Below are 12,960 nucleotides of genomic sequence, written 5' to 3'. Positions count from 1 at the left end.
AGTAGCGCTGCGAACGCCTTTTTATTCGAATCAGAAGCGCGGATTCTTGCCGGTGAATTCCGGCTGATATTTGCGCATCTGTGAGAGGTCGTCGCGATTGCGCACGCCGCATGACAAATATTGCTCATGCAATTCGCCGAGCTTCTGCCGATCCAGCTCGACGCCGAGACCCGGAGTGACGGGCACGCGCACCGCGCCGTTGTCGAACTTCACGCGGCCGCCCTTGATGACTTCTTCTTCCTGCCACGGGTAGTGCGTGTCGCACGCGTAGGTCAGGTTCGGCACGCTCGCCGCCACGTGGGTCATTGCCATCAGGCTGATGCCGAGGTGCGAGTTGGAATGCATCGACATGCCGAAGCCCCACAGCCTGCACATGCGCGCAAGCGTCTGCGTGGCCCGCAGTCCGCCCCAGTAGTGGTGATCCGAGAGCAGCACCTTGATCGAACCCATCTCGCAACCTTTGCGGAAGTCGTCCATGGTCGTGATGACCATGTTGGTCGCAAGCGGCAGCTTCGTATGCTTTTGCAGTTCGGCCATGCCGTCGAGGCCAGGGCACGGGTCTTCGTAATACTCGAGGATTTCGTCGAGCTGGGGCGCGGCCTTGATGCTCGTTTCCAGCGTCCAGTTCGCGTTCGGATCGAGACGCAGCGGCATGCCGGGGAACGCCTCGGCAAGCGCCTGCATGCAGGCGATTTCATGCGCGGGCTCGAACACGCCGCCTTTCAGCTTGATGCTCTGGAAGCCGTACAGGTCAATCATGCGGCGTGCCTGCGCGACGATCTGCTCCGGGCTGATGCCCTCGCCCCATGCATCCGGCGCGTAGGGCTTGTCGATGTGTTCCGCGTACTTGAAGAACAGATACGCGCTGTAGGGCACGGCGTCGCGCACCTTGCCGCCCAGGAGATCCACCACCGGCGCGCCGACGATCTGCCCCTGCAGGTCGAGCATCGCCACTTCCAGCGTGCTGATGACCTTCGGCGCATTCTTCGCGGCATGCGAGCCCGGTGCGAGTTCGAACTCCACGGCGCCCGGCGTGGCCGTGATGGTCGCGCGCACGCGCTCTTCCATCTGGTTGAGTTCGAACGGCGAGAGGCCGATGACGAGATCCTTCGCCTGGTGCAGCACCCGCAGCATGGGTTCGTCGCCATAGGTTTCGGAGATGCCGACTCGTCCGTCATTTGTTTCCAGTTCGACGATCGCGCGCAGTGCCCACGGCTCGTGGATGCCCGCGGCATTGAGGAGCGGGCCGTCGCGAAAGGCAATCGGCGTGATGCGCACGTGAGTAATGGCGATCTGTCGAGTCATGGCGATATTTCCTGCGAATGGACGAAAGCGAGAATAAAGCCATGGTAAAGCACTAATACATTAGTGTGTCAGTAGGGAAATCACCAAGCGTTACGGAGGTCTCGCGCCGCTCGGCAGGGCCGCAAAGGCAGGCTATAGTACTAATGTTTCAGTACGCTTCATCATTCATATGAGTAATATCGATGCTCCGCGCGCGACCCATCGCCTGGACCGATCGCGCCACGCGGCGCCGCAGGTATTCGAACGCCTGCGGGAGCTGATCCTGTCGCTCGAACTGGCGCCCGGCACGGTGCTGTCACGCAGCGAACTGGCGACACGCTACGGCCTGAGCCAGACGCCTGTGCGCGACGCGCTCATCAAGCTGGGTGAAGAGGGTCTCGTCGACATCTTTCCGCAGCACGCTACCGTCGTGAGCCAGATCAGCGTCGCATCGGCGTTGCAGGCGCACTTTCTGCGCCGCTCGATCGAACTCGAAATCGTGCGCACGCTCGCGCAAGCGCACAAGGCGTCACTGGTCGCGCGGCTGCGCGCGACGATCGCGGAACAAATGGATTATCTGGAACCGCAGGACGTCGAGCAGTTCGCATTGCTGGATCATGCGTTTCACCGGCAGATGTATGAAGCCGCGGGCGTGCCGCAGCTCTGGGACCTGGTGCGCCGGCTGAGCGGACACATAGACCGCTTGCGGCGCCTGCATCTGCCCGTGGAAGGCAAGACGCTGGCCGTGGTGCGCGACCACACCGCCATCGTCGACGCCATCGAGCAGGGCAATGCCGATGCCGCCGATGCCGCCCTGCGCGCGCATCTGTCCGGCACGCTCAGCCAGCTCGACGAAATCCGTGCGAGCCATCCCGACTATCTGACGGACCATTGACGCATGCAAATCCTCGTCGATGCTGACGCCTGCCCGAGCGTGGTCAAGGACATCCTGTTCCGTGCGGGGCCGCGCGTGAAAGTCGCCGTCACGCTGGTGGCCAACCAGTTCCTGCGCACGCCGCCCTCGCCGTTCATCCGGGCGGTTCAGGTGCCCGCAGGTTTCGATGTCGCGGACGCGCGCATCGTCGAGATGGCGCAGGCGGGGGACCTCATCATCACGGCCGATATTCCGCTCGCCGCAGCCGTGCTCGCCAAGGCAGCGCACGCGCTGGACCCGCGCGGCGAATGGTTCAGTGAAGAAAATATCGAGGAGCGTCTTTCGATCCGCTCGATGATGGACCAGTTGCGCAGCAGCGGCGTCGCTACCGGCGGACCGCCGCCTTATAGTCCGCGCGACGGCAAGCAGTTCGCCGCGCAGCTCGACCGGTTTCTTGCCCGGCACGCGCGCGGCTGAAGCGGATCACTGCGCGACCTTGGGCTGCTCGGACGGCCAGCCCTGCATCATCGCGCCGATCTCATCGTCGAGCCATTGCCGGAACTGCATGTACTCCGGCCGCGCCCGCGCATTGCGATGTGTGCTCAGGTAATGATGACGGTCATGAAACACGAGCGCGTCGTCGACGGGCCGCACGAGTTTCTTTTGCTCCACCTGGCGATGCACGAGATGATGCCAGCCGAGCAGCGTGCCCTCGCCCGCCTCGGCCTGCGCCACCAGCAAGCGGTAGTCGTTGCTCTCGAAGTTGTCGTTCTGATCGAGGCGCTCCGAGCCGTCGCCTTGCTGGAACCAGTTCTTCCATACGCGCCAGTCGACGTGCTCGCACACCTGCGCCCGCCCCAGCAGCGAAAGACTCAGAGTGGGATGCTGGAGCAGATCGAGCGGCTTGAGCGTGCGGCCATGGAAGTGGCGTTCATGAAACGGAACGCTGCATACCGGATAAACGATGTCGTGAAACAGCGGCTCGACTTCGTACTCCGCCCCGCGCGGCGGATTTTTCGTGATGATGACGTCCGGTTCCATGAGATCGTCCAGTTCCATGAACTGGTCGGTGACCATCACGTGCAGGCGGATTTCCGGAAAGCGGCGACGGAATGCAGGGAATCTGCCCGACAGCCACAGCGCCGAAAAAGTATGCGAGATGCACAGTGTGAGCGCGTGACGATCCACGCGCCGCACCGCCTGCGCCGCCTCCGCGATATTCATGATCGACAGATAAGACGCGTTGTACAGGATGCGCCCGGCGTCCGTCAGCGCGATATGACGGCCGGCGCGCTCGAACAGCGCAACTTCAAGCGTGTCCTCGAGCTCCTTGATTTGCCGGCTGACAGCGGCCTGCGTCACGCACAGTACTTCCGCGGCTTGCGTGAAGCTTTCATAGCGCGCTGCGGTGACGAAGCACCGAAGCGCGCGCAACGAGGGCATCTGTGCGAGCAGCCGGTCGGCGAACTGCTGTTTCTTCTGCATCGGGATCACCTTCGAAGGGCTTGCGGGCACCTGCAGGCGCCCGGCACGCGGCGCCGCTGATGAGTCATTTTATTGATTTCATTGCCTGTCTTGATGGTGATGGCGACCCGCAGCCGGTCCGTTAGCGTCCTTCAACGTCCCTGCACGCGTTTCATGATTCGCTCGAGCGCTTCGATGTAATGCTGATAGGTGCCCCGCTGCGCAAGCTCGTTGGTCACTTGTTCATTGAGTCCGCCCGGCGTACACATTTCGCCGATCAACTCCGAGTACGGCCGGGCGTCCTTGGTGGTTTCATGCGCGAGGCCCACCTGGAACCCCGACAGGAACGAGCGCGCCGACGCATACGGCAGACCTTGCGCGACGAGCCACGAGGCTTGCTCTTCCAGCAACGCAAAGTAGCTCGCCATGGTCGCGGTGGCGGCGGACAATGCATCGAACTGATGTTCGTCTTCGACTTCCACGGCCGCTCCGAGCGGCGCGAACAGCGTGCGCGCGACCGCATCCGGCGGACACAGCGCGGTGCTGCCCTTGCCTTCCGACACCGCCGGCAGCGGGATGGCGCGAATCACCGCCGCCACGTCACCCAGCCATTCGCGCATCTGCGCAAGCGACTTGCCGGCAATGAAGCTGATGACATGATGGCGCGGCTCGAACTTCAGCGCGGGCAGGACATCGGCGGCGATCTGCGGCCTCACCGCGAGACAGATCACGTCCGAGGAATCGAGCACCGCCTGATTGCTGGCGCATACCTCGACACGTGAATCCAGTTTCGCAAGCTCTGCCGCCGTGTCCGCATTCCGCGGCGACAGCGCGATACGCTCGAAGGGAACCTCGAACCTGATCATCCCGGTCACGACCGCCCGCGTGATCGCGCCGGTGCCGACGAATCCAATCCGCATACTTCCTCGTCTGTAGTCAGTCGAGCTTAAGCCACGTGGTCTTCAGCTCGCAGTATTGATCGTGCGCGTAAATCGACTTGTCGCGTCCCCCGAAGCCCGACTGCCCGAAGCCGCCGAACGGCGTCGTCAGGTCGCCTTCGCCGAAGCAGTTGACGGTCACGGTGCCCGCGCGAATGCGCGCCGCCACCTTGTGAGCGTGATTGACATTGTCGGTCCACAGCGATGCCGCGAGGCCATAGCACGTATCGTTGGCGATGCGCACGGCCTCGTCGACGTCAGCATATTCGATAAAGCACACCACCGGGCCAAAGACCTCGTCGCGGGCGATGCTCATCTCCGGCGTGACCTGATCGATGATGGTCGGCTCGACGAACCAGCCGCCGGACTCCGCAAGCGTCGCCTGCCCGCCGCACACCACGCGCGCGCCCTCGGCCCGCGCCTTCTCGATGTGGCCCAGCACCTTGCGGTAATGCGCTTCCTCGATGAGCGAGCCGAGCTTCACATCGGGATCGAGCGGGTCGCCGGTCTTCCAGCCTTCCAGCACGGCCTGCATCTTCTGCAGCAAGGCCTCCTTGTGACTGGCATGCACGATGATGCGCGACCCGGCGCTGCAGTTCTCGCCCATGTTCCAGAACGCGGCGGCGACGGCCTGTTCCGCGACTGCATCGAGATTGGCGACGTCCGGCAGCACCACCTGCGGATTCTTGCCGCCGCATTCGAGCACGACGCGCTTCAGGTTGGTATCGGCGGAATAGCGCAGGAAACGCTTGCCCGTTTCGGTCGAACCGGTGAAGGCCACGAGGTCGATGTCGGCATGACAGCCGATTGCCTGCCCGGCGCTCTCACCCAGCCCCGTGACCACGCTCAGCACGCCCGACGGGACGCCCGCCTCGAGCGCGAGGTCGGCGATGCGCAAGGTAGACAGGGACGTCTGCTCGGCTGGCTTCACGATCACGCTGTTGCCCACCGAGAGCGCCGGCCCGACCTTCCAGGCCAGCATCAGCGCGGGAAAATTCCATGGCAACACCGCGCCGACGACACCGATCGGCTCGCGCGTGATCATGCTCACGACGCCCGCGCCAGACGGCGACAACGCGTCATAACGCTTGTCCGTGGCTTCAGCATGCCAGCGGATGCACGCCGCCGACTCGGGGATGTCGAGCCCCATGCACTCGCTGATCGGCTTGCCGGCTTCGAGCGCTTCGAGCAGCGCGAGCTCTTCGGCGTTGTCGTCGATGAGTTGCGCCAGACGCTGCAGCACCGCCTTGCGATGCGATGGCGCGGCCTTCGACCAGATGCCCGATTCGAAGGCCTCGCGCGCTGCTGCAACCGCGCGGTCCACGTCCTTCGCATCGCACTTGGCAATCGCGGCGAGCGCCTTGCCCGTCGAAGGATTGAGCGTATCGAAGGCTTCGTTCGACGCCGCGTTGCAGCGTGCCCCGGCAATCAGCGCGCGGCCATCGAGCGCCAGACCTTGTGCCTTGCTTGTCCATTCCTGGTGCGTCGTCATGTGTCTATCCTCACAGATTCAAAGCTCGGCGCCCGCCGAGAATTCCTTCATCCAGATCGCGGCGGTCACCGCGACATCGGCAATCGGCCGCATCGGCAACGAACGCGGATGCGGTTGTCGCAGCAGTTGATCGATCAACGCATGGGATTCGCCGAGCGCGTATTCGGCGATCAGCTTGCCCGATGCCGAACCGCGGCTCAACCCGAGACCATTGCAGCCGACCGCTTCGAACACGCCTTGCTCGCGCTGGCCGAACAACGCGCCATTGTTCGCCGACAGGCACAGCGCCCCGCCCCACGTGTATTGCAGCTCAACGTCCTTCAACATCGGAAAGCGCCGTTCGAACGAACGTTGATGCAGTTGTCGCGACTTCGCGAGATCGCCGTCCGAGACGGACAGGTTCGGCCGGAACGCAAAGTGGTTGCGAATGCAGATGCGGTGATTGGCGAGACGGCGCACGGTGGTGCCCATCGGATCGGCGGGAATCAGCGCCCACGACTGCATGCCGCCCAGCCGCGCGATCTCGTCGGGATTCATCGGCCGCGACATCGACGCGAACGTGTAGACCGGCAGCAGGCCGTTCGGATGGCCGCCGAAGGTCGCTGCATAGGCGTTGGTGCAGAGCACGACGCGCGCGGTCGTGATGCTGCCGCCGGCGAACTTCAGCAGCGTCGTTGCGCCGCGCGTGTCCATGCCCTTCACCGCGCTCAGCTCGAACACCGTCACGTTCGCGGGTTGCGTCGCAGCAAGACCGCGCATCAGCGCGGCCGGCTGAACCGTACTGCATCCCGGCGTGAACAGCGCGCTCTCGTAAAACGGCGTGCCCGTCACTTTCTCGATCGCGTTTTGATCGAGCCATTCGCACGCTTCGCCGATGCGTGCGAGGCCTTCCGCGAAATGCGTGAGCGCCGCATGTCCCTTCTTGTTGACCGACGCGTGATACTTGCCGTCGTCGCGCCAGTCGCAATCGATGCCATGCTGCCTCACGATCGAACGCACATAGTCGATACCGTGCCGTTGCAGACGGACATCGGCCTTGTCGGCCTCTACGCTGCGCGAATAACTCTCGCTGCTGATGTCGTGCGGCAGATCCACAAAGAAGCCCGAATTGCGGCCCGCCGTCGAGCGGCCGATACGATCGGCCTCGACGAGCGCGACGGATGCGTCCGGCGCGAGCTCGGCCAGCCGCCGCGCCGCACACAGCCCGGTAATGCCGCCGCCCACCACGACGTAGTCGAAAGCGTGTTCACCCGTCACGGTCCTCGCGGGCGCGGCGGGCGGCAGGCTTTCCCACCAGCCGTTGACGCCATCCGGGGCAGGCAGATGCGCGAACTCCAGTTTCGAGGCCATGCAGGTTCACTGAGCGTTGCGCAGCAAAGGTTGAACGAGCTTCGCGAAAGCGTTGCGCTCTTCGTCGTCGAGGGTGCCGAGCGGCGCGCGCGCATGACCCACACGCGTGCCCGCAAGCTCGCAGCCATAACGCACATACTGAATGAACTTGCCGCTGCGTTCGAGCAGTTCGAGCACGGGCAGCAACTGCCTCATGAGCTTGCGGCCTGCGTTGAAATCGCCTTGTTTCACGCAGGTTTCGAGCAGTTCCGTATGCGCTTCGGGCAGGAAGTTCGATGCGCCCGCCACCCAGCTCCGCACGCCCCACGCGAAGAACTCGAGCGCCTGGTCGTCCATGCCGCAACTGAGGACGAAGCGCTCGGGCAGTTGCGTCGCGAGATGATGGAGATGCGCGACATCGCCCGTGCTCTCCTTCATCGCGGCGAAGTTGGGACGCTCGAGCAGCTTCATGAGCACTTCATCGCCGATCGCGGTGCCGGTGCGTGCCGGGAAGTTATAGAGCATGACCGGAAGGTCGAGCGCATCGTCGATCTTCAGCAGATGCGTCAGCAATTCGTCCTGCGTCGGCTGCACGTAGTAAGGCGCAGCCACCAGCAGCGCGTCATAGCCCGCGCGCTTCGCCTCGCGACCGAGGCGCAGCACTTCAGTTGTGGTGGTTGCATTGATGCCCGCCGTGAGCCAGGTCTTGCCGCCCACCGCCTGCGCCACGGTATCGAATGTCTTCACGCGCTCGTCGAAGCTCAGCGCATAGTATTCGCCCGTGGTGCCGCCCACACCAAGTCCGGTCACGCGGCCGGCAAGATTCGCCGCATGCTTGCCGAGCATGTCGTGATCGATTTCGCCGTCGACCTTGAACGGGGTGACCAGCGGGGTATGTACGCCTTCGAAGCTCATGATCGTCTCTCTGAAATAGGATCGTGCGTCGTCGTTTGCGATGCGTCAGACCAGCGCTTCCGCACGCGTGTAAATCGGGAACCGCGCGCACAGTTCGCGCACCCGCGCGCGCACTGAACGCTCCACCTGCTCGTCGCCGCCGCGATCGCGCACGAGCGCCGCGATGACTTGCAGGATCATGTCTCCAACCTCTTCGAACTCCGCGACGCCTAGGCCTCGCGTGGTGCCGGCCGGCGTCCCGAGGCGAATGCCGGAGGTGACGGTCGGGTTCTCGATATCGAACGGAATGCCGTTCTTGTTGCAGGTGACGCCGGCGCGCTCCAGCGCCTTCTCGGCCTGCGTGCCGGTGATGCCCTTGCTGCGCAGATCCACGAGCAGAGAGGGTTGTCGGTGCCGCCCGTGACGAGACGCAGGCCGCCTGCTTGCAGCACCTTGCCGAGCGCCTGTGCGTTGCGCAGCATCCGCTCGATGTAAGCGCCGAATTCGGGCCGCAGCGCCTCGCCGAAGGCCACCGCCTTGCCCGCGATCACATGCATCAGCGAACCGCCCTGCGCGCCCGGAAACACGGCTGTATCGATCTTCTTCGCGAGGTCGGCGTGGTTGGTCAGGATGAAGCCGCCGCGCGGGCCGCGCAGTGTCTTGTGGGTCGTCGACGTGACCACGTCAGCGAACGGCAACGGGTTCTCATGCTTGCCCGCCGCGACGATGCCCGCGAACTGCGCCATGTCCACCATCAGCATCGCGCCGACGCGATCCGCTATGTCGCGGAACGCGGCAAAGTCCAGCGCACGCGGATAAGCAGAAGAGCCGGCGATGATCAGCTTCGGCCGATGTGTCTCGGCAAGACGCCGGACCGCGTCGTAATCGATGCGGAGCGTCTCCGGGCTCACGCCATACTGCACGGCGTTGAACCACTTGCCCGAGAGCGCGGGACGCGCGCCGTGCGTAAGATGGCCGCCCGCATCGGGCGACATGCCCATCACGGTTTCGCCCGGCGTCAGCAGCGCGAGGAGCACCGCAGTGTTCGCCTGCGCGCCGGAATGCGGTTGCACGTTGGCGAAGCCGGCATCGAACAGCGCCTTGACGCGATCGATGGCCAGCGCCTCGATCCGGTCCACGTGCTCGCAGCCGCCGTGATGGCGCTCGCCCGGATAGCCTTCCGCAATCTTGTTCGTCAGCACCGTGCCCTGCGCCTCGAGCACGGCGGACGACACGATGTTCTCCGATGCGATCAACTCGATCTGGCTCTGCTGGCGCCGCAGTTCGAGCGCGATCTCCGCAGCGATGACGGGATCGTGGCTCTGCAGGCTCTCGCCAAAGAAGCGCGCATGTGCGTTCACAGGAAGACTCCGCGTGGATCGTGCAGCGAATGGCAGGGCGTTGGCGTTACTGCGCCAGCCATGCCTTCAGTTTGTCGGGGTGCGCATCGACGAACTTCTTTGCGGCCGTCGCATAGTCGTTGGTGCTGTTGCCCTCGAACTCGATCGCTTCCACATCCGCGAGATTGAGCTTCAGATGCTTGAAGAAGACATCGGCGCGCGGGAACTTGCCTGCGAACTGCTTGGACGCGAATGCATGCACCTGTTCTTCGCCGCCGAGCGTGCCCTTCGGATCGTTCAGATAGCGCATCTGCCATTTCTGGAACAGCCAGTGCGGGCTCCACACGGTTGCGACGATCCATTGCTTCGACTGATAGGCACGCTGGATGGACGCGAGCATGCCCGCCTCGCTTGCGGATTGCAGGTGATAGCCAGAGAGGTCGTAGGCCTTGATGGTCTTCTCCGATGCCTGCATCAGTCCGCCGCCCGGTTCGATGCCCTGGATCACGCCGTTGAGCTGCTTCTGCACGTCGGGCTTCTTCAGGTCCTCGATGGACGACAGCTGCGACTCGGGCACATACGCCGGGACGGCCCAGCCGTTCTTGCCGCCCGTATAAATGATGCCGACGTCATCAAGATCGTTCTTGTAGCGCGCCACATACTGACCGTGCGTGACCGGCAGCCAGCCGCCCACCATGATGTCCAGGTCGCCGCGCGCGACGCCCTGATACTGGATGCCGATGTCCGCCTGCACGAATTGCACCGGCTGCTTCAGTTGCGTCTCGAGCACGTACTTCGCGACATTGGCGACGGCCAGCACGTCGGCCCAGTTGGTGACGGCGATCTTGAGAGGCTCGGCCGACATGGCCGGAGCGGACGCCACGCCGAAGGCGACGACCGCGGGCATCACCACCTTTGCGAGCACCGCCTTGATGGACAGGTTCTTCATTTCGACTCCGGATGGGTGGGTCTGCGTGTGGTCTGGTTCGCTAGTGCGCCGGTCGTTGCCGGCGCCTTTCTTCTCTCGGTCTTCTTTCAGGTCTGCGCCGCCTTGGAAGGCGTGACCGGCGTGGAGATGACCTTCTTCTTCTTTGCCTTCTTTGCCTTCTTTGCCTTGACGCCGAAGCTTTCCGTCAGACGGTCGAGGATGATCGCGAGCAGCACGACGCCGAGACCGCCTTCGAAGCCGATGCCGATGTCGAGCCGCTGGATGCCGCTCAATACGTATTCGCCGAGTCCGCCCGCACCGATCATCGATGCGACCACCACCATCGAGAGCGCCATCATGATGGTCTGGTTCACGCCTGCCATGATCGACGGCAACGCGTTGGGCAGCTGGATCTTCCACAGCAGCTGCGCATCGGTGCTGCCGAACGAGCGGCCTGCTTCGAGCAGTTCTTCGCGCACCTGGCGGATGCCGAGCGTGGTCAGGCGCACGACGGGCGGCATGGCGAACACGATGGTCGCGATCACGGCAGGCACGCGTCCGAGACCGAACAGGATCACGGCGGGAATCAGATAGACGAACGCGGGCATCGTCTGCATGAAGTCGAGCAGTGAGCGCAGCACGACTTCGGCGCGATTGCTGCGCGCGCCCCAGATGCCGAGCGGCACGCCGATCACGAGACTGAAGAACGTCGCCGCAATCACCAGCGCGAGCGTGGAAACCGTCTGCGCCCAGAGGCCCATATAGTTGATCGCGAAGAGCGCCACGCCGACGAATGCCGAGAACACGACGCCCTTGCGCCACAGCGCGAGCGCCATCAGGATCACCAACATCGCGATGAACGAGACCGCGCCCAGGCCATCTTCGAGCACCTTGATGACCGCGCCGAGTGCGGCGGAAAAGGCATCGAAACCGCCACGAAAATGTGAGAACAAGAAATTGACCGCGTCCTCGGCGAACTTGCCGAAAATCGAACTGCTCGAACCGTTCATGCTTCCCTCCGCTCCATGACCTGCTTGAGAATCGTGCGGCACGAGACGACGCCGGCGAGACGGCCTTGTTCGTCGGTGACGGGCACGTCGTGTTCCTGACTGAGTGCGATGGCCGCGAGCCGGTGCAGATCGGCGTCGAGCGGCACGGCGGCGACGTCGCGCAGCAAGGCTTCGCGAATCGGACGCGCGCCGCTCTTGTGCAGCGATGCGGGCGTCACGCATCCCTGATAGCGTCCGGCTTCGTCGCAGACATAGCCGCAGTCGGCGCCGCTGTCGATCAGGCTGTTCAGATAGCGTTCGGATGGTGCGCCGCCGTCGCAGGCAATCAGGCCGCGCTCGACCTTCGTGAGCAGGCTCGCTGCCGCGAGGAAGCGCGACACGTCGACGTTGCGGAAGAAGTCGCGCACGTAATCGTCGGCGGGCGATTGGATGAGTTCAGCGGGCGTGCCGACCTGAACCAGCCGGCCGTCTTTCATGATGCCGATGCGCCCGCCGATCTTCACGGCTTCCTCGATGTCATGCGAGATGAAGACGATCGTGCGCTGTTCTTCTTTCTGCAAGCGCAGCAGTTCGTTCTGCATCTCGAAGCGGATCAACGGGTCGAGCGCCGAGAACGCTTCGTCCATCAGGAGCACCGCGGGATTCACCGCGAGCGCTCGCGCCAGTCCGACGCGCTGCTGCATGCCGCCCGACAGTTCGCTCGGCAGCAATTTTTCGTAGGAAGCCAGGCCGACGCGCGTCAACGCAGCGCGGGCAATGTCATATCGTTCCGATTTTTTCTTGCCGGCGACTTCGAGTCCGTACGCGATGTTGTCGATGACCGAGCGGTTCGGCAGCAGCGCAAAAGACTGGAACACCATTGCCATTTTTTCGCGGCGCACCGCGCGCAATTCGTTCACGTTCATTGGCGCAATGTCGCGGCCTTCGAGAATCACCTGACCCGAAGTCGGCTCGATCAGGCGATTGAGCAAGCGGACGAGCGTGGACTTGCCCGAGCCGGACAGACCCATGATGACGAAGATTTCGCCCGCGTTGACCGCGAGGCTGACGTCATCGACCGCGACCATGTTGCCGGTCTGCGCGAAGATTTCGTTGCGGCCGAGGCCTTGTTTCAGGAGTTCCTGCGCACGCTCGGGCTTGGCGCCAAAGATCTTCGAGAGATTCTTGACCGTAAGGATCCCGGTCTGCGAAGCGGCGACGGATCGGGCCGGAGACAGGCTGTCCGGCTCTGCGGAAACCGTCTTTGACAGGTCGCCCGGTGCGAGCGTCAGGTTCGGAATCATCGATTCATTCCAGCTGGCAAGTTCGAAAAAACCGAAACGTTGGGGACGTCTGCCATATGCGTCCTTCGAGTACGATCCGGGTCGACAGCGCCGATCACATTCCGGCGTTCGTTGCGTTGGAATG

The 12,960-nt window shown here is 63.7% G+C and carries 11 protein-coding genes and 1 pseudogene; 2 read left to right on the top strand and 10 right to left on the bottom strand.

Annotation, left to right across the window (positions count from 1 at the left end):
* Nucleotides 1-30: 30 nt before the first annotated feature.
* The gene (locus tag QCE62_RS23960; RefSeq protein WP_309923890.1) at nucleotides 31-1,305 is read right to left on the bottom strand and encodes a glucarate dehydratase family protein; all 1,275 of its coding nucleotides are present in this window, start codon (nucleotides 1,303-1,305) and stop codon (nucleotides 31-33) included.
* A gap of 169 nt (nucleotides 1,306-1,474) precedes the next feature.
* On the opposite strand from QCE62_RS23960, the gene QCE62_RS23955 reads away from it, so the two are divergent.
* Together QCE62_RS23955 and QCE62_RS23950 are read left to right on the top strand one after the other, a co-directional pair.
* Nucleotides 1,475-2,179: a GntR family transcriptional regulator gene (locus QCE62_RS23955; RefSeq protein WP_309923887.1), complete on the top strand. Its 705-nt coding sequence runs from the start codon at nucleotides 1,475-1,477 to the stop codon at nucleotides 2,177-2,179.
* A 3-nt stretch (nucleotides 2,180-2,182) separates the two neighbouring features.
* On the top strand, nucleotides 2,183-2,635 hold the full coding sequence (locus QCE62_RS23950; protein ID WP_309923885.1) for a YaiI/YqxD family protein: 453 nt from the start codon (nucleotides 2,183-2,185) through the stop codon (nucleotides 2,633-2,635).
* Nucleotides 2,636-2,641: 6 nt separating this feature from the next.
* On the opposite strand, the gene QCE62_RS23945 is transcribed toward QCE62_RS23950, so the two are convergent.
* From QCE62_RS23945 to QCE62_RS23905, 9 genes and pseudogenes are all read right to left on the bottom strand, one after another.
* Nucleotides 2,642-3,643, bottom strand: a complete 1,002-nt coding sequence (locus QCE62_RS23945) for a LysR substrate-binding domain-containing protein (protein ID WP_309923883.1) — start codon at nucleotides 3,641-3,643, stop codon at nucleotides 2,642-2,644.
* Nucleotides 3,644-3,774: 131 nt separating this feature from the next.
* Nucleotides 3,775-4,542 (bottom strand): pyrroline-5-carboxylate reductase, encoded by a 768-nt coding sequence (locus QCE62_RS23940; RefSeq protein ID WP_309923881.1) that lies wholly within the window; start codon nucleotides 4,540-4,542, stop codon nucleotides 3,775-3,777.
* Between the two features lie 16 nt (nucleotides 4,543-4,558).
* Nucleotides 4,559-6,052: an aldehyde dehydrogenase gene (locus tag QCE62_RS23935; RefSeq protein ID WP_309923879.1), complete on the bottom strand. Its 1,494-nt coding sequence runs from the start codon at nucleotides 6,050-6,052 to the stop codon at nucleotides 4,559-4,561.
* Between the two features lie 18 nt (nucleotides 6,053-6,070).
* Nucleotides 6,071-7,402, bottom strand: a complete 1,332-nt coding sequence (locus QCE62_RS23930; protein ID WP_309923876.1) for an FAD-binding oxidoreductase — start codon at nucleotides 7,400-7,402, stop codon at nucleotides 6,071-6,073.
* Nucleotides 7,403-7,408: 6 nt separating this feature from the next.
* Nucleotides 7,409-8,296 carry a dihydrodipicolinate synthase family protein gene (locus QCE62_RS23925; protein ID WP_309923874.1) on the bottom strand — a complete coding sequence of 296 codons (888 nt, stop codon included), beginning with the start codon at nucleotides 8,294-8,296 and terminating at the stop codon, nucleotides 7,409-7,411.
* A 45-nt stretch (nucleotides 8,297-8,341) separates the two neighbouring features.
* Nucleotides 8,342-9,636: pseudogene (gene glyA / locus QCE62_RS23920) on the bottom strand (serine hydroxymethyltransferase).
* A 46-nt stretch (nucleotides 9,637-9,682) separates the two neighbouring features.
* A complete protein-coding gene (locus QCE62_RS23915; protein ID WP_309923872.1) occupies nucleotides 9,683-10,564 on the bottom strand; it encodes a glycine betaine ABC transporter substrate-binding protein in 882 nt (293 codons plus the stop codon).
* A gap of 86 nt (nucleotides 10,565-10,650) precedes the next feature.
* On the bottom strand, nucleotides 10,651-11,553 hold the full coding sequence (locus QCE62_RS23910) for a proline/glycine betaine ABC transporter permease (RefSeq protein ID WP_309923870.1): 903 nt from the start codon (nucleotides 11,551-11,553) through the stop codon (nucleotides 10,651-10,653).
* A complete protein-coding gene (locus tag QCE62_RS23905; protein ID WP_309923868.1) occupies nucleotides 11,550-12,836 on the bottom strand; it encodes a glycine betaine/L-proline ABC transporter ATP-binding protein in 1,287 nt (428 codons plus the stop codon). The genes QCE62_RS23910 and QCE62_RS23905 overlap by 4 nt, the downstream gene beginning before the upstream one ends.
* Between the last annotated feature and the right edge of the window lie 124 nt (nucleotides 12,837-12,960).

The organism is Caballeronia sp. LZ033, assembly GCF_031451265.1.
GTDB lineage: Bacteria > Pseudomonadota > Gammaproteobacteria > Burkholderiales > Burkholderiaceae > Caballeronia.
This window is presented reverse-complemented; position numbering and strand designations above follow the sequence as displayed.

Bases quoted from the DNA above. Each gene is read 5' to 3' on its own strand.
- QCE62_RS23960 (WP_309923890.1), bottom strand. From the start codon at position 1,305: ATGACTCGACAGATCGCCATTACTCACGTGCGCATCACGCCGATTGCC.
- QCE62_RS23955 (WP_309923887.1), top strand. From the start codon at position 1,475: ATGAGTAATATCGATGCTCCGCGCGCGACCCATCGCCTGGACCGATCG.
- QCE62_RS23950 (WP_309923885.1), top strand. From the start codon at position 2,183: ATGCAAATCCTCGTCGATGCTGACGCCTGCCCGAGCGTGGTCAAGGAC.
- QCE62_RS23945 (WP_309923883.1), bottom strand. From the start codon at position 3,643: ATGCAGAAGAAACAGCAGTTCGCCGACCGGCTGCTCGCACAGATGCCC.
- QCE62_RS23940 (WP_309923881.1), bottom strand. From the start codon at position 4,542: ATGCGGATTGGATTCGTCGGCACCGGCGCGATCACGCGGGCGGTCGTG.
- QCE62_RS23935 (WP_309923879.1), bottom strand. From the start codon at position 6,052: ATGACGACGCACCAGGAATGGACAAGCAAGGCACAAGGTCTGGCGCTC.
- QCE62_RS23930 (WP_309923876.1), bottom strand. From the start codon at position 7,402: ATGGCCTCGAAACTGGAGTTCGCGCATCTGCCTGCCCCGGATGGCGTC.
- QCE62_RS23925 (WP_309923874.1), bottom strand. From the start codon at position 8,296: ATGAGCTTCGAAGGCGTACATACCCCGCTGGTCACCCCGTTCAAGGTC.
- QCE62_RS23915 (WP_309923872.1), bottom strand. From the start codon at position 10,564: ATGAAGAACCTGTCCATCAAGGCGGTGCTCGCAAAGGTGGTGATGCCC.
- QCE62_RS23910 (WP_309923870.1), bottom strand. From the start codon at position 11,553: ATGAACGGTTCGAGCAGTTCGATTTTCGGCAAGTTCGCCGAGGACGCG.
- QCE62_RS23905 (WP_309923868.1), bottom strand. From the start codon at position 12,836: ATGATTCCGAACCTGACGCTCGCACCGGGCGACCTGTCAAAGACGGTT.